General features: G+C 66.9%; 21 protein-coding genes. 10 read left to right on the top strand and 11 right to left on the bottom strand.

All coding sequences use genetic code 11. From position 1 onward, the window contains the following. Nucleotide 1: 1 nt before the first annotated feature. Together TPR58_RS11920 and TPR58_RS11915 are read right to left on the bottom strand one after the other, a co-directional pair. Nucleotides 2–1,318, bottom strand: coding sequence for a sensor histidine kinase (locus TPR58_RS11920; RefSeq protein ID WP_346246891.1), 1,317 nt, complete (start codon nt 1,316–1,318; stop codon nt 2–4). Then, on the bottom strand, nt 1,308–2,714 hold the full coding sequence (locus tag TPR58_RS11915) for a sigma-54-dependent transcriptional regulator (RefSeq protein ID WP_346246890.1): 1,407 nt from the start codon (nt 2,712–2,714) through the stop codon (nt 1,308–1,310). The genes TPR58_RS11920 and TPR58_RS11915 overlap by 11 nt, the downstream gene beginning before the upstream one ends. A gap of 132 nt (nt 2,715–2,846) precedes the next feature. Between TPR58_RS11915 and TPR58_RS11910 the strand changes: the two genes are divergently transcribed. From TPR58_RS11910 to TPR58_RS11895, 4 genes are read left to right on the top strand one after another with little or no spacing between them, the layout of a single operon-like run. Then, nucleotides 2,847–3,062 (top strand): hypothetical protein, encoded by a 216-nt coding sequence (locus tag TPR58_RS11910; protein WP_346246889.1) that lies wholly within the window; start codon nt 2,847–2,849, stop codon nt 3,060–3,062. After that, nucleotides 3,059–4,378 carry an efflux RND transporter periplasmic adaptor subunit gene (locus TPR58_RS11905; RefSeq protein WP_346246888.1) on the top strand — a complete coding sequence of 440 codons (1,320 nt, stop codon included), beginning with the start codon at nt 3,059–3,061 and terminating at the stop codon, nt 4,376–4,378. The genes TPR58_RS11910 and TPR58_RS11905 overlap by 4 nt, the downstream gene beginning before the upstream one ends. 11 nt (nt 4,379–4,389) lie before the next feature. Then, complete coding sequence (locus TPR58_RS11900; RefSeq protein ID WP_346246887.1) at nt 4,390–5,070, top strand: ABC transporter ATP-binding protein; 681 nt, start codon at nt 4,390–4,392, stop codon at nt 5,068–5,070. Between the two features lie 36 nt (nt 5,071–5,106). Then, the gene (locus TPR58_RS11895; RefSeq protein ID WP_346246886.1) at nt 5,107–7,608 is read left to right on the top strand and encodes an ABC transporter permease; all 2,502 of its coding nucleotides are present in this window, start codon (nt 5,107–5,109) and stop codon (nt 7,606–7,608) included. 229 nt (nt 7,609–7,837) lie between these two features. On the opposite strand, the gene TPR58_RS11890 is transcribed toward TPR58_RS11895, so the two are convergent. The 3 genes from TPR58_RS11890 to TPR58_RS11880 form a co-directional block, all read right to left on the bottom strand. Beyond that, complete coding sequence (locus tag TPR58_RS11890; protein WP_346246885.1) at nt 7,838–8,050, bottom strand: hypothetical protein; 213 nt, start codon at nt 8,048–8,050, stop codon at nt 7,838–7,840. A 225-nt stretch (nt 8,051–8,275) separates the two neighbouring features. Next, on the bottom strand, nt 8,276–8,506 hold the full coding sequence (locus TPR58_RS11885) for a hypothetical protein (RefSeq protein WP_346246884.1): 231 nt from the start codon (nt 8,504–8,506) through the stop codon (nt 8,276–8,278). Nucleotides 8,507–8,709: 203 nt separating this feature from the next. Next, complete coding sequence (locus TPR58_RS11880) at nt 8,710–10,080, bottom strand: M20/M25/M40 family metallo-hydrolase (RefSeq protein ID WP_346246883.1); 1,371 nt, start codon at nt 10,078–10,080, stop codon at nt 8,710–8,712. Between the two features lie 147 nt (nt 10,081–10,227). On the opposite strand from TPR58_RS11880, the gene TPR58_RS11875 reads away from it, so the two are divergent. The 3 genes from TPR58_RS11875 to TPR58_RS11865 all read left to right on the top strand — a co-directional run bounded on the left by TPR58_RS11875 (nt 10,228) and on the right by TPR58_RS11865 (nt 14,125). After that, entirely contained in the window at nt 10,228–11,223 is a 996-nt protein-coding gene (locus TPR58_RS11875; protein ID WP_346246882.1) for a 50S ribosomal protein L11 methyltransferase, read from the top strand. Nucleotides 11,224–11,344: 121 nt separating this feature from the next. After that, nucleotides 11,345–13,024 (top strand): energy-dependent translational throttle protein EttA, encoded by a 1,680-nt coding sequence (gene ettA / locus TPR58_RS11870; protein WP_346246881.1) that lies wholly within the window; start codon nt 11,345–11,347, stop codon nt 13,022–13,024. Nucleotides 13,025–13,132: 108 nt separating this feature from the next. Further along, nucleotides 13,133–14,125 (top strand): M28 family peptidase, encoded by a 993-nt coding sequence (locus TPR58_RS11865; RefSeq protein WP_346246880.1) that lies wholly within the window; start codon nt 13,133–13,135, stop codon nt 14,123–14,125. Nucleotides 14,126–14,132: 7 nt separating this feature from the next. On the opposite strand, the gene TPR58_RS11860 is transcribed toward TPR58_RS11865, so the two are convergent. The 6 genes from TPR58_RS11860 to TPR58_RS11835 form a co-directional block, all read right to left on the bottom strand. Then, a complete protein-coding gene (locus TPR58_RS11860) occupies nt 14,133–14,837 on the bottom strand; it encodes a DUF899 family protein (protein WP_346246879.1) in 705 nt (234 codons plus the stop codon). A gap of 59 nt (nt 14,838–14,896) precedes the next feature. After that, nucleotides 14,897–16,531: a M28 family peptidase gene (locus TPR58_RS11855; protein WP_346246878.1), complete on the bottom strand. Its 1,635-nt coding sequence runs from the start codon at nt 16,529–16,531 to the stop codon at nt 14,897–14,899. Between the two features lie 90 nt (nt 16,532–16,621). Continuing rightward, nucleotides 16,622–17,002 carry a DoxX family protein gene (locus TPR58_RS11850; RefSeq protein WP_346246877.1) on the bottom strand — a complete coding sequence of 127 codons (381 nt, stop codon included), beginning with the start codon at nt 17,000–17,002 and terminating at the stop codon, nt 16,622–16,624. Between the two features lie 168 nt (nt 17,003–17,170). After that, nucleotides 17,171–17,452, bottom strand: a complete 282-nt coding sequence (locus TPR58_RS11845; RefSeq protein WP_346246876.1) for an acylphosphatase — start codon at nt 17,450–17,452, stop codon at nt 17,171–17,173. Between the two features lie 121 nt (nt 17,453–17,573). After that, nucleotides 17,574–18,050 (bottom strand): transcription elongation factor GreB, encoded by a 477-nt coding sequence (gene greB, locus TPR58_RS11840; RefSeq protein ID WP_346246875.1) that lies wholly within the window; start codon nt 18,048–18,050, stop codon nt 17,574–17,576. A 44-nt stretch (nt 18,051–18,094) separates the two neighbouring features. Beyond that, nucleotides 18,095–20,095 carry a lytic transglycosylase domain-containing protein gene (locus TPR58_RS11835; protein WP_346246975.1) on the bottom strand — a complete coding sequence of 667 codons (2,001 nt, stop codon included), beginning with the start codon at nt 20,093–20,095 and terminating at the stop codon, nt 18,095–18,097. Nucleotides 20,096–20,166: 71 nt separating this feature from the next. Here TPR58_RS11835 and dapA point away from each other — a divergent pair, with 71 nt between their 5' ends. From dapA to TPR58_RS11820, 3 genes are all read left to right on the top strand, one after another. Then, a complete protein-coding gene (gene dapA / locus TPR58_RS11830) occupies nt 20,167–21,048 on the top strand; it encodes a 4-hydroxy-tetrahydrodipicolinate synthase (protein ID WP_346246874.1) in 882 nt (293 codons plus the stop codon). Between the two features lie 118 nt (nt 21,049–21,166). Continuing rightward, a complete protein-coding gene (smpB, locus tag TPR58_RS11825) occupies nt 21,167–21,649 on the top strand; it encodes an SsrA-binding protein SmpB (RefSeq protein WP_346246873.1) in 483 nt (160 codons plus the stop codon). Then, nucleotides 21,639–22,199 (top strand): DUF2062 domain-containing protein, encoded by a 561-nt coding sequence (locus TPR58_RS11820; RefSeq protein WP_428835714.1) that lies wholly within the window; start codon nt 21,639–21,641, stop codon nt 22,197–22,199. Before smpB ends, TPR58_RS11820 begins: the two co-directional genes overlap by 11 nt. Nucleotides 22,200–22,234: the final 35 nt, after the last annotated feature.

Genomic DNA, 22,234 nt, shown 5'->3' with positions numbered 1-22,234 from the left:
TTCAGAGCAGGATTTCGAACCGCGCGCCGCCGAGCGCATCGTCCTTGAGATCGATCGTCCCGCCATGGGCGAAGACGATCTGGCGGACGAGGTTGAGGCCGACCCCGGTGCCGGTGGCGCGGGTGGTGAAGAAGGGGAGGAAGATGTCGCGGCGAAGCTCCGGCGGGACGCCCGGACCATTGTCGGCAACGGCGATGCCGATCTCCCCGGCGCTGGAGCGGCGCAGGTCGAACAGGACACGCGGCGAGGCGGCGTGGCCTGACGCCGCCTCGCCGGCGTTGCGCAGCAGGTTGATGAGCGCTTGAGCGAGCAGATCGGGGTCGGCATCGATCGCGAAGTCGCTCGGGTCGAGCAGCAGGTCGAGCGCCACGTCAGGACGTTCGGCACGGAACAGCCGGGCCAGTTCGGCGGCAAAGGGTGCGGCCTGGAACGGGCGGCGGTCCAGCACGGGCTCGCTGGCGACCTGGCGATAGCTGTTGATGAAGCGGGCAAGTCCCTCCGCGCGCCGTTCGAGCGTGGCGACGGCGAGGCGGGCATCCTCGAGCCGCGGATCGTCGACCTGCGCGATCAGGGTCGAGGCAGTGGCGGCGAGCGAGGTGACGGGGGTGAGCGAGTTGAGGATCTCGTGCGTCAGGACGCGGACCAGGTCGGTCTGCGCTGTCATCTCGATCGCGTTGAGCGTCTCCTGGACCGGCTGGACGATCACCACATGGATGTTGTTGCCCAGCCGGGCGAGTGCCGCCGAACGCACGATCGCGCGGCTGGCGCGACCTTGGAGCGTGAGGATCAGCACCTCCTCGCGCAGCGGCGCGGCGATGTCGAGGCGATTGGCGAAGGTCGCGCCGTAGATGCGGAACCCCTCCTGGGTGAACGCCTCATGTTCGGTGAACAGACGGCGGGCTGCCTTGTTCGCCAGGTCGATTCTTCCGTCGGCATCGACGGTCAGCAGCGGGATCGGGGTATCGTCGACCAGCGCGCCGAGGAAATTGAGCTGGTCTCCGGCGGCGCGGCGTTCGTCGCGAAGCGCGCGCATCGCGTCGTCGAACGCCCGGCCCATCGCGTCGAAGCCCGAGCCCGACCGGCCGCTGAAATGGGCCGAGCCGTCGCCATGGCGCAGCGCCTCGACGAAGCGCGCGACCTGGTGGTTGGTCCGCTGCACATGGCGCCACAGCAGCCAGCCTGCACCGACGACCAGCAGCAGGAGGACGATCCGCACCGCCGCCAGCCCGGGAGTCAGCATCGCCCATGCCTGCGCCGCGAGCAGCAGCTGGACCAGCAGCAGCCGCAGCGCGAGCTGGACGGTGAAGTCAGAGCCCATGTTTTTCCATGCGGCGATAGAGCGCGGCGCGCGACAGGCCGAGTTCCGATGCGGCGAGCGAGATATTATAGCCGTGCTTGAGCAGCGCGCTTTCGACCAGGCGGCGCTCGACCCGGTCGAGGTTGAGGTCCTCGGCTGCTGCGGGCACCACCGCCTCGCGGGACAGGCGCGGCGGGGTCGGCGCGCTTGCGGCGGACAGCGAGAAATCCTCCGAATCGAGCTGTGCGCCGCGACCCAGGATCACCGCGCGCTCGACCGCGTGGCGCAGGGCGCGCACATTGCCGGGCCAGTCATGGGCGACCAACGCGCGCATCGCGCCGTCCGCCACGCGCGGGACGTCGCGTTCATAGCGGCGCGCATAGAGATCGAGGAAATGGGCGACGAGCATCGGCACATCCTCGCGCCGCTCACGCAGCGGGGGCAGCAGGATCTCGACCGTGTTGAGGCGGAACAGGAGATCCTGGCGAAACACGCTCTCGTCGGTCAGGCGCGCATGCGACAGGTTGGTCGCGGCGATGACGCGGATATCGACCGGTACCGACCTGTTCGCGCCGACCGGGGTCACGCGGCGCTGTTCGAGGACGGTGAGCAGCTTGGGCTGGAGGTGGAGCGGCAGGTTGCCGACCTCGTCGAGGAACAGGGTGCCGCGATCGGCGGCCTGGACCCGGCCGATCCGGTCGGCGCGCGCGTCGGTAAAGGCGCCCTTCACATGGCCGAACAGCTCCGAATCGATCAGGTCCTGCGAGACAGCGCCAAGATCGACCGTGAGCATCGCCTGATCGGCGCGGCGCGAATGGCGATGCAGCGCGCGCGCGACGAGTTCCTTGCCGGTGCCGTTCTCGCCAAGCACCAGAACATTCGCTTCGGTGGGCCCGGCACGCTGGATCAGCGAATGGACGCGCGCCATCGCCGGGGAGTCGCCCAGCAGAGGGAACGGATCGCCCGGCGCCGCGCTGGCGACGACCAGCTTGGCCCGCTCGGTACGGACGGTGTCGCGCGATCGACGCAGCGTCGCGGCGGTGCGCACCGTGGCGAGCAGCCGTTCGTTGGACCAGGGCTTCGCCACGAAATCGGTCGCGCCGCGCTTCATCGCCTCGACCGCCAGCTGGATGCCGGCATGGGCGGTGATCATCACCACCACCATGTCGGGGTCGGCGGCAAGCAGCCGGTCGAGCCAGGCCAGCCCCTCCTTCGCATCGGTGGCGCCGCGCGCGAAATTGGCGTCGAGCAGAAGCACGTCGGGCTCGCGCCCGGCCATCGCCGCGATCGCCTCCTCGGGCGACCGTGCCGTCACGACCTGCGCAAACAGGCGTTTCAGCAACAGGCGCGCCGCCAGCAGGATGTCCTCGTCATCGTCGATCACGATGCAAAGATCGAATTCGGCACTGCTCCCCATGAACCCTCCCGTACAACTGGTGTGCGGAGCCGGACAATCAATTTGCATGCCAGATCGAGGCGAGGCGAGGGCATCCGCATTTGGCACGGACCGTGCAGCGATGTCACCGACAGCAGGGGCTGGAGGAAGACGATGCCGGACAAGCCGACCATCAGGAACTGGGGAAAGACCGTGCTGGTGCTGGCCGCCGCACTGAGCGCCGCAGTCTCGCTTGGCATGCAGGAGAGCGGGATGACGCTGGCGATGCAGCGGGGCGGGGTATCGGTCGAACTGCGCGCCGCATTCGTCACGCTGGCGTTCGATATCGGACGCAACTGTCCGGAAGCGGACACGAAGGCGGACGCATGAGCGTGCTCAAGCTGAACCGTCCCAAGGAGCCCGATGCGGGTGCCGCGGTGAGCGGCAGCGGCATGGACCGGGTGGTCGAGCGGCGGACCATGCCGACGCGCTACAAGATTGCGGCGGGCGTGGCGGTGGCGGCGCTGCTGGTGGCGGCATTCCTGTGGTTCGCGCCGCGCGGCGGAAGCCAGACGATCGAGGCGAGCCGGCTGACGGTGTCCGAAGTGCGCAACGGCAGGTTCGACGATTACCTGCCGCTGCGTGCGCGCGTCACCCCGCTGCTGACCGTCTATATCGATGCGGTCGAGGGCGGCCGGGTCGAGAAGATGCTGGTCGAGGACGGCGCGACGGTCAGCGAAGGCCAGCCGATCGCGCTCCTGTCCAATGCCGAGCTGCAACTCTCTACTCTCGCGCGCCAGACCGAGGTCGAGCAGCAGATCAACAACATGCGCAGTCAGGAGCTGGCGCTGTCGCAGACGCGCCTGGGCAACGAGCGGGCGGTGCTGGAGGCCGAACTGGCGGTCCAGCGGTCGCGTCGCCAGTATGAACGCGAGAAGCCGCTCGCTGAGCGCGGCTTCGTCTCGGGACGCCAGTTTGCCGATACCGAGGATGAGTATCGCTATCAGACGCGCCGGCTGGCGGTGCTGCGGCGGAGCCAGTCGACCGACGAGCGGCTGCAGGCCGGACAATTGTCGCAGCAGCAACAGGCGGCGCAGTCGATGCAGTCGGGCCTGGCAATCGCGCGCGCCAATCTGGACGCGCTGCAGCTGCGCGCACCGGTGGCCGGGCAGTTGTCGGGCTTTTCGGTGCAGGTCGGCCAGTCGCTGCGCCGGGGCGAACGGGTCGGCCAGATCGACAGTCCCGGCCGCAACAAGCTGATCGCGGGCGTCGACGAATTCTATCTCGGCCGCGTGCGGCTGCAGCAGAAGGCGAGCGTCGAGATGAGCGGCAGGCGCTACGACGCACGGGTGACCAAGATCTACCCGCAGGTGCAGAACGGGCAGTTCGAGGTCGACCTGCAATTCACCGGCGACGAGCCCAGGGATATCCAGCGCGGCCAGTCGCTGCAGGCGCGGCTGGTCCTGGGCGACTCCGCCGCGGCCCGGCTGATCCCGAACGGTGCTTTCTACAGCGAGACGGGTGGGGCGTGGGTGTTCGTCGTGGCGGCGGACGGCCGCAGCGCGGTGAAGCGCCAGGTCCGGCTCGGCCGCCGCAACAGCGACGTAATCGAGGTGCTCGAGGGGCTCGACCCCGGCGAGCACGTCATCACCAGCCCCTATACCGGTTTCGCCGACAAGGAACGGCTCGATCTTCAGACCCAGTGAAAGGATCAATGATGCTTCAGATGCGAAAGCTCTCGCGGGTCTACCGCACCGACATGGTCGAGACGACGGCGCTCGACGGGATCGACCTGGATATCGCCGAAGGCGAGTTCGTGGCGATCATGGGGCCGTCGGGATGCGGCAAATCGACGCTGCTCAACCTGATCGGGATGCTCGATAGCCCCAGCGGCGGGTCCTATCTGTTCAACGGCAAGGAAGTCGCCGGGCTGACCGAGGCGAGGCTCGCCCAGACGCGCAAGGCGAATATCGGGTTCATCTTCCAGAGCTTCAATCTGGTCGACGAATTGTCGGTACGCGAGAATGTCGAACTCGCATTGCTCTATCACGACGTGTCGGCGACCGAGCGCCGCCGCCGCGCCGACGAGGTGATGGACCGGGTGGGCATTGCCCACCGTGCCCGGCACCGGCCGAGCCAGCTGTCGGGCGGGCAGCAGCAGCGCGTCGCCGTGGCGCGCGCGCTGGTCGCGAGCCCCAAGCTGATCCTGGCCGACGAGCCGACCGGCAACCTGGATACCCAGCATGGCGAGGAGGTGATGCGGATGATCCAGCAGCTCAATTCGGAAGGCTCCACGATCGTGATGGTCACCCATTCGCCGGCGCATGCCGATTACGCGACGCGGGTCGTCAACATGCTGGACGGCCGCATCCTGCAGGAGCGCCGGCGCGCAGCCTGAGGCGCGCGTCATTCAGGCTGAGGGAGGAGACGCTTTATGTGGCGCAACTATCTGACGGTCGGCGTGCGGGCGCTGCTGAAGCATCGCACCTATGCGCTGATCAACATCCTGGGTCTGGCGATCGGCATGGCCGCCTGCCTGATGATCCTGCTCTTCGTGCGGTACGAGTTCAGCTACGACAAGTGGCTGAACGGCGGCGAGAATGTCTACCAGATCCAGAGCTGGTACAAGAATCTCGGCACCGGGGGCGACCCGGAACTGCAGATGGTGCCTTATGCCGCCGGCCCCGCGATGAAGAAGGATTTCCCCGAGGTCGAGGCCTGGGTCTACGGGATGACCGCCAATCCAGTCGTGCTGAAGGACGGCGTTCCGAGCCGGTCGGAGCGGTTCATGATCGTCAATGACGACCTGTTGCAGGTGATCGACCTGCCGCTGGTCCGCGGCGACCGGCGCGCGCTGGGCCAACCCAATGCGGTGATCCTCAGCCAGGCCGAAGCGGTGCGCCGGTTCGGAACCGAGGACGTCGTCGGCCGGACGCTGACGGTGGTGGCGCGGGGGGACAAGCGGGACCTGCGGATCACCGGCGTGTTCCGCGACCTGCCCAAATACTCGCATCTGGCCCTCAACACCGTCGCCCGGCTCGACCTGCCCAGCTATCTCGGCGAGGACCAGAGCCTGATGTCATGCTGGGGATGCCAGAGCGGCTATATCTGGATGAAGCTGAAGCCGGGCGTCGACATCGCGGCGATGCAGTCCCGGATGGCAGCCTGGGAAAAGCGCAACATTCCCGACCAGACCTCCGGGACGATAAAATATAATCCGGGCGACGATCAGGATTTTCAGCTGGTCAATGCGCGCGACATCCATCTGGGGACTGCGCAGGGCGGGGCGATGACGCCCGGCAACGACCGCGGCACGATCCTGACCTTTGCGGTGATCGCGCTGCTGATCCTGGGCATGGCGATCGTGAACTTCACCAATCTGGCAACGGCGCGCGCCAGCCAGCGCGCACGCGAGGTCGCGCTCAGAAAGGTGCTTGGGGCGACGCGCGGCCAGCTGGTCATGCAGTTCATCGGCGAATCGATCCTGATCTCCGCGCTGGCGATGCTGATCGCGCTCGCGCTGGTCGAACTGACGATGCCCGCGCTTGCCAGCTTCCTGGATGCCGACATCCATGTGTCCTATTTCGGCACCGACGGGATCATCCTGCCGGTTGTCGTGCTGATGGTCCTGGTCGGTGTGCTGAGCGGGCTGTACCCCGCCTTCTTCCTGTCGCGCTATCAGCCGGCTCAGGTGCTGAGGGCCAACAAGTCGGCGACGGAGACCGCCGGGGCAGGGCGGTTGCGCACCATCCTGGTCGTCGCCCAGTTCGCCGTGTCGATCGGCCTGATCGTGTGCACCGCCGTGGTCTACAGCCAGACGGTCTATGCGCGTTCGGCCGATCCGGGGTTCAAGCGCGATCATATCCTGCAGGTATCGGGACTCGACCGATATTCGATGCTGACTCGCGGCAAGGCGATCGAGGACCGCGTGCGGCGGATTCCCGGCGTGACGGCGGTGGGACGCACCGGCATCGGAATCTCGACGCCCAACAACAGCAACACCAATGTGCTGGTGCCGGGCAACGCCCAGCCGGCGACGATCAACTTCTATTCGGTCAGCGCGGGGCTGAAGGACGCGATGGGCCTGTCGATGGCCGCGGGCCGGTGGTTCGCACAGGACAGGGAAGCCGACCTGATCGATCTGCCCTATCCCTCCGGTGATCTGGATGCCGAGGCGAAGATCCAGGCGCGCGGCGGCGTCGTCGTGATCAACGAGATGGCGGCGCGGCGGCTGGGCTTTGCCAAGCCCGAGGATGCCGTGGGCAAGCCGCTTCAGGTCGGGCTGCTCGACGACCGGGTCGGGATGATGCCGGTGCGGATCATCGGCGTGGTGAAGGATGCGCGCTTCCGTTCGGTTCGCACGCCGCTGGACCCGATGTTCTTCTATGCCGCGAGCGAACGCCAGTCGCACCTGATGGTCCGCTTCGACGGCGACGCCCCGACCGTTCGGCGCGCGGTGGAGCAGGCCTGGCTCAGCATCGCCCCCGACGTTCCGTTCCAGGCGGAATATAGCGAGGACGTGATCGGCAGGCTCTACGCGGCCGAGGATGCACGGGCGAAGACGTTTGCCGGATTCGCGCTGCTGGCGGTCATCGTCGCCTGTCTGGGCCTGTTCGGCCTAGCCGCCTTCACCGCCGAGCGACGGACCAAGGAGATCGGCATGCGAAAGGTCCTGGGCGCGCGGACGATCGACATCGTCCGGCTGCTCGTGTGGCAATTCTCGAAGCCGGTGGTGATCGCCAACCTGATCGCCTGGCCCATCGCCTGGTGGGTGATGCGCGGCTGGCTGAACACGTTCGACGGGCGGATCAGCCTGACGCCGGTCCCGTTCCTGCTCGCCGGCGGGCTGGCGCTGGCAATTGCGGGAGGCACCATCGCCGGCCACGCTTTCCGCGTCGCCCGGGCAAACCCGATCGACGCGCTACGCTACGAATAGCCCGAATCGACCTGGACCGGCGGCGGGGTGCTAGTCCCCCTCCGCCGCCGGTCCCACCGCCCGGAACCGCGAGCATCTGCCTAGCTCGACGGTTCCGGGCGGTCTTGTATTGGGCGCGCGCAAGGCTGCTCGGCCGGGAACCGGGAGCCTGCAGACAAAGAAAAAGGGCGCCCCGCGAGGGACGCCCTTTTCTGTATCGATTCCGACGCGCAAGCGCGGCGGATGCGAATTACATCGCGTTCGAAACGTTCGCTTCGACCACGTTCGCCTCGATCGGGGCGACTGCGTTGTCAATCACGGTGGTCGAGTTCATATCGACGTCCGCTTCGTTGACGATCAGGTTCGTCTCGTTGACGACCGTGGTGTTGTTGGTGTTCGACGGCGTGCAGGCGGCGAGAGCGGTCAGGCCGGCGGCAGCAGCAACAATGAGGACCTTCTTCATTTCGGTTGCTCCCAATGGAAACGTTTAAAGTTTCGCGGCGGCCCGAATGCCGTTCGCGAATTTCGTGCAATAACGGTCGTTACGCCTGCGTCAATTGCAATTCGATGGCCGGAATGCGGCCGTTTCGGATTGACTGACCCGGGCAATCATACCGCAGTGCAAAACGGGGCGCCCGGAAGGGCGCCCCATGCAAGGATCCAGTCCCGAGCGGGACCGGGATGCCTCTTACTGCTTGTTCTCGAGAGCCTCGGCAGCGTTCTCGGCCGCATCCTCGGCGTTCTGGAACGCATTCTCGGCAGCCGGAGTGGTCGCGTTGTCGCCCAGCGCGTCATAGACTTCCGCGTTGGCTTCCTGGTTCGCGATTTCGTTCTCGACCGCAGTGTTGGTCGTGCCGCCGTTGCAGGCGGCGAGCGAGACGAGACCGGCCGCCGCGGCGACGATGAGGACCTTCTTCATTCGATTGCTCCCAATGCAAAATTCTTGTGTCCGCCCCCGGTAACCCTACGGCGCGACGGGGGATTGAATACCGCAGCGCGCAACGGGGTCAATGTCAAATTCATCCAAGCGCAAGCTGATGGACAAATTTCTGCCCGATTTGAGCCGCGAACCAGCCACGAACGCACTGCTGCCGTTGGGGTTCCGTAACGGCAGTGTGGGAGTCAGGGGCGCGGCGTGACCGGTCCGATTTCCTCAGGCGCGTTCGCAACGATTGCCAGCATGGCGGTCCAGGCTGCGACGTTCTGACGCAGTTGTTCGGGATCGATCTTGTCGAGCGTATCGTCGGGCGTGTGGTGCAGGTCGAAATAGCGTGAGCCGTCCTGCGCCAGGTCGATCGCCGCGACCCCGCGTTGCATCATCGGCCCGACATCGGCGCCATCGCCGGCAATGTCGCGACCACGGGTGATACCGAGCGGCGACAGCGCGGTCGCCAGCCGGTCGCCGACGGCAGCGGCCGATGCCGGCAGGTTCACGTCGAACTTCCAGATGCGGTCGGCTCCGAAATCCGATTCGGCAGCGGCAGCGTGACGCTCGCCCTTGTGGGCCTCGGCATAGGCGCGGCCGCCGAACACGCCGACTTCCTCCGCACCGAACCAGACGACGCGGATCGTACGGCGCGGCTGGCCCGACTCCATGATCCGCTTGGCGGCGGCGGCGGTGATCGCGACCCCGGAGGCATCGTCGATCGCGCCGGTGCCCAGATCCCAGCTGTCGAGATGGCCGCCGACCAGGACGATCCCGGCGCCGGGGTCGCTGCCCGGCACCTCGGCGATCACATTGCCCGATTCGCGCTCCCCGACGAATTGCGGCGTCAGCGTCAGGCGCACCTTCACCGGCTTGCCGCGCTTGATCACGCGTTCCAGCTGCTCCGAGTCGGGCAGCGACAGCGCGGCCGCCGGAATCGGCTTCACGCCTTCGGGCCAGCTGGTGCCGCCGGCATGGGGGTTGCGGTGATAATCGGTGCCGATCGAGCGGATCAGGATGGCGGCCGCCCCCTTGCGTGCGGCGACGGCGGGGCCGGCGCGCCGGACCTGACCATAGGGGCCGTAGGACGAGCCGTCCTGGGTGCGGTGCATCGCGTGGCTGACAAAGGCGATCTTGCCCTTCAGGCTGCCGTCGGGCGCGGCCTGGAGGTCCGCGAGCGTGGGGAAATAGACGATCTCGGCCTCGAGCGGGCGGGTGCCGGTCGACCCCGAATTGCCCAGCGCCGCCAGTACCAGCCGCTGCGGGAAGGGTCCCAGGATTTCCGCCTTCTCCTCGCCGCGGACCCAGACGGGCATGCGATAGGTCTCGATCCGGACATTGTGGAAACCGAGCGCCTTCAGCTTTTCCACCGCCCAGGCGCGCGCACGGGCTTCGTCGGGCGTGCCGGCGAGGCGCGGGCCGATCTCGGTCGTCAGCCCTTCGGTGATGTCCCAGGCGATATCGTCCTTCAGCGCCGCGTCGCGCAGATCGGCCGGCGTCGTCTGGGCAAGGGCGGGCACGGCGAAGGCGAGGGCGGCGGCCGCGGCGAGCAGGGGGAAGGTGCGCATTTCCTATCGCTATCGCCGGTTCGACCCTTTGCCAATCCGGCATTCGGCTTGTCCGCGGCAGCCGCCGATGGCACAGCCGGACCGATGAAACCGGGGAGCAGCACGATCGACGCATTTTTACGGCAGGCGGAAGGTAATCCGCGGGCGATGTTCCGCGTGGCCGCATTGCTAAGAACGCATGACGATCACGAGCGCGCGACCGACCTGTGCTGCGATCTGCTGGCCGATCCCGATCTGGACCCGGCCCTGGCGGTCGAGATTCGCCGGTTCCTCAGCGTCGGCGTGCCCGACTGGCATCTGGTCATCCTGCGCGACTCGCCGCGCAACGCGGCATATGACGCTGCGCTGCGCGCCGTGGTCAAACCCGGCATGCGCGTGCTGGAGATCGGCACCGGATCGGGCATCCTGGCGATGATGGCGGCTCGGGCCGGCGCCGCGGAGGTCATTACCTGCGAACGCAATCCATCGATCGCCGCGGCGGCGCGCGAGGTGATCGCGCGCAACGGCTATGCCGATCGGATTCGCGTGGTGAACACGCATTCGGATGCGCTGGACCTGGATCGCGACCTGGACGGGCGGCGTGCCGACCTGCTGGTTTCGGAGATCATCAGCAACAACCTGCTGAGCGAGCATGTGCTGCCCGCGCATGAGGATGCGGTGCGGCGCCTCCTGGCACCCGGCGCGCCGGTCGTGCCGGCGCGCGGGGCGGTGCGGATCGCGCTGGTCGATGATCAGCGCGAACAGGCCCGGCCGCTGGCGGAGGTCGCCGGGTTCGACCTGTCCCCCTATAACCGACTGGCGCCCGTGGTCCGGACCGCCCGGCCCAATGCGGCCGGCGTCACGCTGCGCAGCGACGCGATCGACCTGTTCGACTTCGACTTTGCCGGTGCGCGGTACCAGCCGGACGAACATGTCGTTGCCTGTCGCTCGCTGGGCGGTCGGGTGACGGGCGTGATCCAGTGGTTGTGGCTGGACATGGACGGCCAGGGCGGAACCTATGAGAACCGGCCCGGGCCGGAGGCATTCTCGTCCTGGTCGGCGATCGTCACCGCCTTTCCCCAGCCGATCGAAACGGCGCCGGGTGACATCGTCGATGTGCGCGGCACCCATGATTGCCGCAACACGGAACTCTACAAGGCCTGAGCCGGGCCAGCGACCCGCTACGACGGACGGAGGCTGTCCGCGTTGCCAATCGGCTTGCCCATCGCTACATCGCAGCCGGATTTTCCCGCATATAATTTCCCCGAAAAAACGGAGCTAGCCCGTGGCAGCGCAATACGCCTTCGTCATGAAGGACATGACCAAGACCTTTCCCGGCGCGCCGAAGCCGGTGCTGAGCAACATCAACCTGCAATTCTACCAGGGTGCCAAGATCGGCATCGTCGGCCCGAACGGCGCCGGCAAGTCGACGTTGATGAAGATCATGGCCGGCATCGACAAGGATTTCACCGGCGAGGCCTGGCCGGGCGACAACATCACCGTCGGCTACCTGCCGCAGGAGCCGCAGCTCGATCCTGCCAAGACCGTGCTGGAGAACGTCAAGGACGGCGCGCGCGAGACCGCCGATCTGGTCGACCGGTTCAACGCCATCTCCGCCGAAATGGGTGATCCCAAGGACGATACCGATTTCGACGCGCTGATGGAGGAGATGGGCGAGCTCCAGGGCAAGATCGATGCCGTCGATGGCTGGAGCCTCGACAACCAGCTCGAGATCGCGATGGAAGCGCTGCGTTGTCCGCCGGGCGACTGGTCGGTCGAGAACCTGTCGGGCGGCGAGAAGCGCCGCATCGCGCTGACCCGGCTGCTGATCCAGAAGCCGTCGATCCTTCTGCTCGACGAGCCGACCAACCATCTCGATGCGGAAAGCGTCAACTGGCTGGAAAACCATCTGAAGGAATATGCCGGCGCGGTGCTGATGATCACCCACGACCGCTATTTCCTGGACAATGTCGTCGGCTGGATCCTCGAGATCGATCGCGGCAAGTATTTCCCGTACGAGGGCAACTACTCGACCTATCTCGAGAAGAAGTCGAAGCGCCTGCAGCAGGAGGACCGCGAGGCGTCCGGCCGTCAGAAGGCGATCAACGACGAGCTGGAGTGGATCCGTCAGGGGCCCAAGGGCCGCCAGACCAAGTCCAAGGCGCGTATCTCGAAGTTCGAGCAGCTGGTCGCGGCGCAGGACAATCGTTCGCCGGGCAAGGCCCAAATCGTCATCCAGGTGCCCGAGCGCCTGGGCGGCAAGGTGATCGAGGCCAAGAACCTGACCAAGGCCTATGGCGACAAGCTGCTGTTCGAGAATCTGTCGTTCATGCTGCCGCCGGGCGGTATCGTCGGCGTCATCGGGCCGAACGGCGCGGGCAAGTCGACGCTGTTCAAGCTGATCACCGGCCAGGAAACCCCCGACGAGGGCGAGATCGACATCGGCAGCACGGTTCGCCTGGGCTATGTTGACCAGAGCCGCGACCATCTCGACCAGTCGAAGAACGTCTGGCAGGAAATCTCGGACGGGCTCGATTATGTGAAGGTCAACGGCCACGACATGTCGACCCGCGCCTATGTCGGCGCGTTCAACTTCAAGGGCCAGGACCAGCAGAAGAACGTCGGCAAGCTGTCGGGCGGCGAGCGCAACCGCGTCCACATCGCCAAGATGCTGAAGCGCGGCGGCAACGTGCTGCTGCTCGACGAACCGACCAACGATCTCGATGTCGAGACGCTGGCCGCGCTAGAGGAAGCGATCGAGAATTTCGCGGGCTGCGCCGTGGTCATCAGCCACGATCGCTTCTTCCTCGATCGCCTCGCCACGCACATCCTGGCCTTCGAAGGCAACAGCCATGTCGAATGGTTCGAGGGCAATTTCGGCGCCTATGAGGAAGACAAGCGCCGCCGCCTGGGCGACGCCGCGGATCGCCCGACCGCGCTGTCCTACAAGAAGCTGACGCGCTGATACCGATTGGAGAAGCCCTGTCCCTCGGGACCGGGCTTCTCCGATAGATGCCGGTGACTGCGGCTTATGGATCGCCTAGCCTGTTCCTGACACGGGGTGGGGGCGGCGATGATCAGCTGGCGGACGCGACTTGTGACATTGGCGATCCTGTGCGGGCTGTTCGCGGCCCCGATCCTGGCGCTGCTATGGATGACGTCGGTTCCGGGCACCTCCTATCGAGGCGCATTTGCCAGGCTGAGCCCGTCGGAGGCCCAGCTTTCGGCGAGGTTGCGGCGCCACGTCGAGGCGATCGGGCGCGAGCCGCACAATCTGGCGCATCCGGACACCCTCGAGCGTGCGGCGGTCTATCTGGAATCGACCCTCTCCGGCATGGGGCATCAGGTCCGGCGCCAGACCTTCCTGAACGGTCGGGCGCGCAATCTGGAGGTCGTGATCGAGCCGGCGCGGGCCGACGCCGAGACCCTGGTGGTCGGTGCCCATTACGACAGTGCCTCTGGAGCGCCCGGCGCGAACGACAATGGCAGCGGCACCGCCGCCGTCGTCGAACTGGCGCGCAGCCTGGCGGACCTGAAGGGCAAGGCGCCGGTTCGCATCAGGCTCGTCCTGTTCGTGAATGAGGAGCCACCCTTCTTCAAGACCGAGGAAATGGGCAGCCTGGTCTATGCCAGGGCGCTCAAGGCTTCTGGCGAAGCGGTGTCCGGCATGTTCTCACTGGAAACAATGGGCTTTTACAGCGACCGGCCCGGCAGCCAGCGTTACCCGTTTCCGCTGAGCCTGCTCTATCCCGGCACCGGCAATTTCATCGCGTTCGTGGGTACCACCTCGTCGCGTCCGCTGGTGCGGCGCGCGGTCGGATCGTTCCGGGAGGTGGCGCGCTTTCCCAGCGTCGGCGGGACTGCGCCCGGCTTTGTGCAGGGTGTCGACTGGTCGGATCACTGGGCATTCGAGCGTAACGGCTTCCCCGCGCTGATGATCACCGACACCGCGCCATTCCGCTATCCCTATTATCACAGCGTCGAGGATACGCCGGACAAGGTCGATACCGACCGACTGGCGCGCGTCGTGACCGGATTGGAACAGGTCATCCGTCGCTGGAACTGAGCAGGCGCTAGTCGTAGCGAAGCTTGGGATACCAGTCGGTGCCGCGGCCGTGCGGCGTCAGGTCGAGGATCGACCACAGGCTGGCGATGTCGGGCGCGTCGCGCGGGTCCTGGCCGGGGTCGGCCATCTCCATCCGCATCTCGCTTGCCCAGAACAGGCGGACGGTGTCGCCGTCGCGTCGATAGACGGTGAGCGCGGGATATTCGCTGCCGTCGCCGGGCAGCACGCCGAGATCGCTGCCATAGTCGTCGCCGACGGTCTGGACGAAATCGAGGTCGCGCCAGCCGCGTTCCTGGGCAAAGGCGATCTGGCGGGCGACGGGCGATCGGCCGAGGATCTTGAGCGCGACGCGCTGCTTGATGTCCGCGGCATTGCCGTTCACCGCGCCGAGCCAGTTGGTGCACATCGGGCAGGGCCGTTCGCGCTGAGGCCCGTACATCCAGAAATAGGCGACCAGCGTGTCGTGATCGCCGAACAGGTCGGACAGGCCGCGATCCTCGCCATTGGCGTCTATGAAGCGATAGGGTTTGTCGATCACCGGACCGTCGGGCAGCGCCCGGCGCTGGTCGACGACGCGCGTCAGGTGGCGGCGAAGCTCGATCTCCTCGGCCAGCAACGCCTGGCGCGCGCGGGCATAGGCCTCGCTCTCGTTCGCAAAAGCCGGCGCACGCGCCCGGGCAAGCGATTCGGCAGGTGTCAGCGTTTCGGTCACAGGTCGCCCTCCATCCTCTCGTCATCACGACCGGAGGACGACGGCGCCGCGTCTGTCGTTCAGCGGCGGCGCGCCGCGCTTTCCTCCCGGATCTTCTCGAACTCGAAGCCCCGACGCCATGCCGGCCAGTCGCGCGAATTGGCGATCCGGCTGCCCATGGCGTGGAACAGGTCGACATCCTGGGCGGCGGCGGCGAAGTTCCATCCCGCGTCCCAGGCGTCGCATGCCTGATGATAGCATTTCATATAGCCGTCGAGCCAGCGCTGGCCGGCGGGCAGGCCGCCCTCGACCAGATCGGGCGCGCCGCCCAGCTGCATGATCAGCAGCGATGGCACGCCGCGGCGTGCGACCGAGAAATGATCGGCGCGGAAGAACAGGCCCTTTTCCGAAAAGGTCTCCGGCGTGACGACGCGCCCCTGGGTTTTGGCAGCGTCGGCCAGCATCGCGTCGAGCGACGAGTTGCCGTTGCCGACGAGCACGACGTTCCTCGACAGGCCGCCGGTGTTGAGGATGTCGAGCGTCAGGTTCGCGGCGGTCGTCTCGAGCGGATAGAGCGGATGCGCCCCATAATATTCTGAGCCGAGCAGGCCGCGTTCCTCGCCGGTCCACAGCGCGAAGACCAGCGTACGTTCGGGCCGCTTGCCCGCCTTGAACTGGCGCGCGAGATCGATGACGCCGGCGCTGCCCAGCGCATCGTCATTGGCACCGGGACGGATCGTACCGTCGGCGGCCTTGCCATAGGCGTCCCAATGGGCACCGAACATCACCGTTTCCTGCGGATATTTCGATCCGGTCAGCTTCGCGATGACGTTGCGGCTCTCGATCCGGTCGACCTTGACCGACAGGTCGGCGCGGAAGGGAATGCCTTTCAGCTCGACCGGGCGGAAGTCCGCCTGGCGCGCCGCGATGCGGAGCCTGGCCAGGTCGAGCCCGGCGCGGGCGAACAGGCCGTCGGCGACATCGTGCTCGATCCACCCCTGCAGCGCGAGGTTGCGATCCTCGGGCCCGCGGACGATGTCATAATATTCGCCGTTATTGGCGATGACCGTCGACCAGCCATAACCGACGCCGGCGCTGTCATGGACGATCAATGCGGCGACGGCGCCCCGCCGGGCCGCCTCCTCGAACTTGTAGGTCCAGCGGCCATAATAGGTCATGCGCCGCCCCCCGAACTTGCCGGCTGCTGCGTCGCCGGGCTGCGCCTCGAAATCGGGGTCGTTGATCAGGAAGACCGCGACCTTGCCCTTCAGGTCGACATCCTTGAAGTCGTCCCAGCCGGCCTCGGGCGCATGGACGCCGTAGCCGACGAAGACCATCGGCGCATCGATCGCGACCTTGGGCTGCGGCCGGACGGTGGTGACGCTGACCGACTTGAACTGGTCCGCCGCGTCGTTGCCGAACGCCATGGCACCGTCGGTGATGCGGGTGTGGACCATGGGCACGCGCTGGATGAAGCTGCCCTTTTCGCCGCCCGGCTCGAGACCCAGCGACGTGAACCGCTCGACCAGCCAGGTGACGGTCCGTTCCTCGCCGGGGGTGCCGGGGCCGCGTCCCTCGAATTCGGGCGAGGCGAGCGTCCGGACCATCTGAGACAGCGCCGCCGGATCGGTCGTCGTGACCGGAGCGGCAGAGGCGAGCAGGGCCGCGAGGGGAAGCAGACGCAGCACAGACGCTGACCAGGACCCGGTGTTCATGTTTTCGCTGTTTCCTCTGTCACTTGCGTGCGGACGCGTCGCCACCGCTAGCGCGGGGCGACGCTCCGGGTCAAATGACGGCGAACGGCGTCAGGCACTGCCGCGGGCCGCATCGGCCGACAGCGAGCCGCCGCCGGCTGCCGCGAGATACAGGAAGATGAAGCAGTACAGCAGGATCGCCTCACCGCCATTGGCCGCGGGAAAGAACCCGTTGCCGGCATGCGCGAGGAAATAGCCGACCGCGCACATGCCCGAGGCGATGAACGCCACCGGGCGGGTGAACAGGCCGATGACCAGCAGCGCGCCGCCGACCAGCTCGATCGCGCCCGCCGTGTAGAGCAGCGGATTGAGCGGCATCGGAAAGGGCGGGATGCCGAAGAATTTCGACAGGCCGTGCTGCAGGAAGGCGAGCCCGGCGACGATGCGCAGGAGGCTGAGCAGGCGCGGGGACCAGGAGGCGGGAATGGGCATTGGGGAACTCCCGTTCGTGAGGCGCGGAAGGTCCCACGACGGGGGGCAATCGTCAATCGACACCCGCGAAACGCAAGGTTGACGCAATGATGGCGATCAAGCGCCTGCGGCGTCCGGGATCGGGTCTGCGCCTGTCTGCGGGCGGCGGATCCGATCCCGGACGATGCGTCAAACCGACGCGGTGAACCGCTTGGTGAAGCCCTTTACCGGCTTGTCGGTGTCGTGCACCGCCGACACATTGTCGACGCGGGCCATCGTCGGCCCCTCGCGACAGGCCTCGACCAGCTGGCCGATCGCTTCCTCCTCGCCATCGGCCAGGATCTCCACCCGACCGTCGCTCAGATTTCTCACCCAGCCGGTCAGGCCGAACTTCTTTGCCGTCCGGACCGTCCAGTCCCGATAGGTCACGCCTTGCACGCGTCCCGACACGAAAATACGCTGTGTCGCCATAGTCCCCTCGCTCACACGGGCCGGTCTGTTTCCGGCCCGGCGCGACCCTTAGCATGGCCTCCGCAATGGGCAGCATGGCGAATGCGCGTTTCGCCGCAAGCGCGCCATTTTCCGCCGCGTTTCAGGAATAGCGAACCTCTATCACTTCATATTCGCGCTCGCCCGCGGGAAGCTGGACGCGGCGCAGGTCGCCCACCCCGGCGCCGCGCAGTGCGCGCGCCAGGGGCGAGTTCCAGCCGATCCGGCCGGCGCCGGCATCCGCCTCGTCGTCGCCGACCAGCGTCAGCATGCGCTGATTGTCGTCCTCGTCGGCGATGGTGACGGTCGCGCCGAAGAACACGCGGCTGCGATCCTCCTGCCGGGTCGGGTCGACGACCTTCGCCGCCTTCATCCGCCGCGACAGCCACCCCAGCCGGCGATCGATCTCGCGCAGCCGCTTGCGTCCATAGATATAGTCGCCATTTTCCGAGCGATCGCCATTGCCCGCCGCCCAGGAGATCGTTTCGACCAGCTTCGGCCGCTCGTCGCCGAACAGCTGGTCATATTCCGCCTTCAGCGCGGCATAGCCGGCGGGGGTGATATAGTTGGGGCGATCCATCGCGCCGCTATGCGGCCGGCGACCGGCAGGCTCAAGCCCGGCGATCAGCCCGGTCGCTTGCCGAGGTACCAGCTGAGATTGGCGGGTGCCTTGCTCCGCGAATGCTGGGGGTTCATCAGGTCGTAGACCACCGCATTCTCCAGCACGCGCTGGACATAGTTCTTGGTCTCGAAGATCGGAATCTGCTCGACCCAGCGAACGACATCGACGCCCGACTGCCGCGGATCGCCATTGGCGCGCAGCCATTTGTTCACATTGCCGGGCCCGGCATTGTACGCGGCGACCGCGAGCGGATAGCTGCCATAGAGCGACAGCATGCGCTGAAAATAGGTGGAGCCCAGCTGGATATTGTAATCGGTGTCGACGGTCAGGGAGTCGCGATTATAGCTCAGGCCCAGCTTGCCGGCAGTCTCGCGCGCAGTGCCGGGCATCAACTGCATCAGCCCGCGGGCGCCGGCATGGCTGACCGCCGCGCGGTCGAACTGGCTCTCTTGGCGCGCGATCGCGTGGATGATCGACCAGTAGTCCTGCTGCGTCGCCGGCACCTTCACCGACGGATAGCCCGCGGCGGTATAGTCGGACAGGCCGTTCTCCAGCGCGCTGCGACCGACCATCACGCCCAGATCGGGACGGCCGATCGCGCGGCTGAGCTCGGCGGCAAGGACATGGTCGTTGTCGGTCGTCGCGTCGCGCGCGATCTGGCGGATGAACAGGCCCTGTTCGTCATAGCGGTTCAGCGTGCCGAGCAATTGCGCCGCGCGCACCGTCTCGCGCCGGTAGAAGCTGTCGCGGGCGGCAGCATCGGTGACGCGATTGGTGAGCACCGCCGGCGCGCGCAGCGGGCGGCCGAGCCGTTCCAGCGAGAGCTGGCCGTAATAGAGGTCGGGAAAGCCCGAGGCGCGTTCGTAGAAGCCGGTGGATGCAGCCTGCTGTCCGGCTGCCTCGGCCGCGCGCGCGGCCCAGTATAGTCCCTTGGACCGGGTCTGGGGCGTCTTGGAACCACGGCCATAGCGGTCGAACATGCCGACCGCATCCTGCGGGCGGCGCAGATCGTACAGGGCGACGGTGCCGGCAAGCCAGGTGAGGCTGGTGTAGTCGTCGCGCTCGCCCAGCGACTTGTCGCTGACATCGGTGCCGGGGGCATAGGCGTCGTCGACCTGGCTGGCGATGCGGTAGGCGACGTCATATTGCCCGTCCGCCTGGGCGCCGCGGGCTGCGGTCAGCAGCACTTCATACCATTTCTCGACATGGCCGGGCAGCGAGGACAGGCGCCTCGGCTGGGCGAGATAGGCGCGCGCGGCAACGCCCTGGTTGTTGGCACGCAGCCAGGTCGCGCGATCGGCGATGTAGCCGGGATCGCTGCGGCCGACCGCCTCGACCGCCGCACCCCTGGTCGCGGCGTCGGCGGCGTTGGTGCGATAGGCGATGCGCGCCTCGAGCAAAGGGCGCTGGCCGGGCGACACCATGCCCAGCAGGCGCTGGGCCGCGACCGCCTGACCCTGCCAGATCAGCATGTCGGCGCGGGCATCGTGATCTTGCGGCGACAGCGCGCCGGAGAAGGCGCCGAGCAGCCGCGTCTCGTCGGCTGCGCGCATGGTGCCCGCGCGCCAGGCGCGGCGCGCCTGCTCCTCGGCTTCGGCGCGGCGACCCGAGGCCGCCAGCGCCTCGGCATAGCGGACGCGGCCGGCAGCGGTGACCGGGGGAAAGCGCTGGAAGAACCGCACGGCGAGGCCCGACGCGTCGCTGCCGCTGGGAAGGACGGTCTCGGCCGCGGCGCGGCGGCTGTTCTCGCCCGGCCAGCCGGGATGGGCGAGCATGAAATTGGCGTAATCGGCAAAGGGCCAGTTGTCCGATTGCTGGAGCCGGCGCCATTCGTCGAGCGCGGGGGCGATCTGGTCGCTCTGCATCGTGGAAGGCGCGGTCGGCAGCTCTCCGGCGAGCGCGGCCTCATACCAGGCGAATTGCCCTGACAACATCTGGGACGAGACGGCTAGAGCGGATACGCCAACAAACAGGGCTGCGCTCTTGAATACGGGAGCAAGCATGCTGGACATGATACGGAATCCCGCCCTATTGGCCACCCCTGAATTGTCGATACAGGGACATTTTCGCGATCATGTTCTCGGGCTCCATTCCTGCGCTCGTCACGCCGTTCCGTAACGGCAGCTTCGACGAGTCCGTCTATCGCGACCTTGTTGAATGGCAGATTGCCGAAGGATCGTCGGCGCTGGTCCCGTGCGGGACGACCGGCGAGAGCGCGACCATGCCCAAGGAGGAACATTTCGAGGTCGTCCGGGTCTGTGTCGATCAGGCAAGGGGCCGGGTGCCGGTGATCGCCGGCGCCGGGTCGAACGATACCCAGGTCGCGATCACCAACGTGCGCGCGGCGAAGGAAGCGGGTGCCGATGCCGTTCTGATGGTGCCGCCCTATTACAACCGCCCTAGCCAGGAAGGCATCTTCCGTCATTTCGAGGCGATCGCCGCCGAGTGCGAGCTGCCGATCATGCTGTACAACGTGCCGGGCCGCACCGTCACCGACATCCAGCCGGCGACGATGGGTCGGATCGTCGCGGCCTTTCCCGGCAAGTTCCCGGCGGTGAAGGACGCCACCGGCAATCTGGGGCGCGTCAGCGAACAGCGGGCCGCCTGCGGACCCGACTTCATCCAGCTGTCCGGCAATGACGAGACCGCGCTGGCGTTCAATGCGATGGGCGGGGTGGGATGCGTGTCGGTGACGGCGAATGTCGCACCGCGGCTTTGCGCCGAGTTCCAGGCAGCGCTGGCCGCCGACGACTATGCGCTGGCACTGTCCTATCAGGACCGGCTGTATCCGCTGCACATCGCGATGTTCACCGACGCATCGCCGGGTCCGGTCAAATATGCCCTGAGCCGGATCCGGCCTGGTTTCCCGACCGAGTTGCGCCTGCCGATGACGCCTGCGAGCGAGGCGAGCCGCACCGCGGTCGACGCGGCGCTGGCGCATGCCGGACTGATCTGAGGCTGCGATCGGGACGGTCATTCGGCGCGGCGACAAGGCTCTCCGATCGACCGCCTTGTCGGACATGTCGAAGACGGCGCTTTCCCTTTTCGTTTCGCCTCCCTACATCGCACCTCCCATGGCACGTCCCCGTCCCGCAACATTCGACAAGGTAAAGACCGTCGCCGAGAACCGGCGCGCGCGCTTCGACTATTTCATCGAGCAGACCTATGAGGCGGGGATCGCGCTGACCGGGACCGAGGTGAAGTCGCTGCGTTTCGGCGAGGGATCGATCGCCGAGGCCTATGCCGAGGTCAACGACAAGGGCGTCTGGCTGATCAACGCCAATGTCCCCGAATTCTCGCACGGCAACCGCTTCAACCACGAGGCGAAGCGGCCGCGCAAGCTGCTGCTGCACGAGCGCGAGATCAACAAGCTGCACGGTGCGGTCGCGCGCGAGGGCATGACGCTGGTCCCGCTGTCGATCTATTTCAACGGACGCGGACGTGCGAAGGTCGAACTTGCCCTGGCCAAGGGCAAGAAGACCCATGACAAGCGCGAGACCATCAAGGAACGCGACTGGAAGCGTGACCAGCAGCGGATCCTGCGCGATCGTGGCTGAAGAGATCGATCCGCGGTCCCGGCTCCGACGCTGGGTGGACAATAATGTCCCCACCCGCGAGTCGATCGAGAGCAATCGCTGGCTGAAGCCACTGGCACACCGGCTGCTCCACTCGTCGCTGTGGCGGTTCAATCGGCGGTCGGTGCCGCGCGGCGTTGCGCTGGGGATGGTGACCGGCATCCTGGTGCCGATGGGACAGATTCCCGCATCGGCGCTGCTGGCGCTGCCGCTGCGCGCAAATATCCCCGCCGCCGCGGCGACGACCTTTTTCACCAATCCGCTGACGACTCCGCCGCTGTGGCTGTTCGCCTATTGGGTCGGCAGCATGATGCTGGGCCAGGGTGCGGGCGGGTCCGGTCGGCCGCCGGTCGAGGGGCAGGGGTGGTTCGACTGGTTGTTCAACGATGCCGGGCCCGCGCTGCTGCTGGGGCTGGTGACCGTCACCGCGGTCCTGACCGTGCTCGGCTATTTCGTCACGCGGCTGGCATGGCGCTGGTGGATCGCGAGCAAATGGAAAAAGCGTGCACTGGCACGAGCGGAAAAAGCGTAGAAACATTGTGGGTTAGGGCTGGGCGAAGCGCCGGC

The organism is Sphingomonas rustica, assembly GCF_039652585.1.
Taxonomy (GTDB): domain Bacteria; phylum Pseudomonadota; class Alphaproteobacteria; order Sphingomonadales; family Sphingomonadaceae; genus Sphingomonas; species Sphingomonas rustica.
The sequence above is the reverse complement of the archived record's forward strand: the minus strand, read 5'-3'. Positions and strand labels throughout refer to the sequence as shown.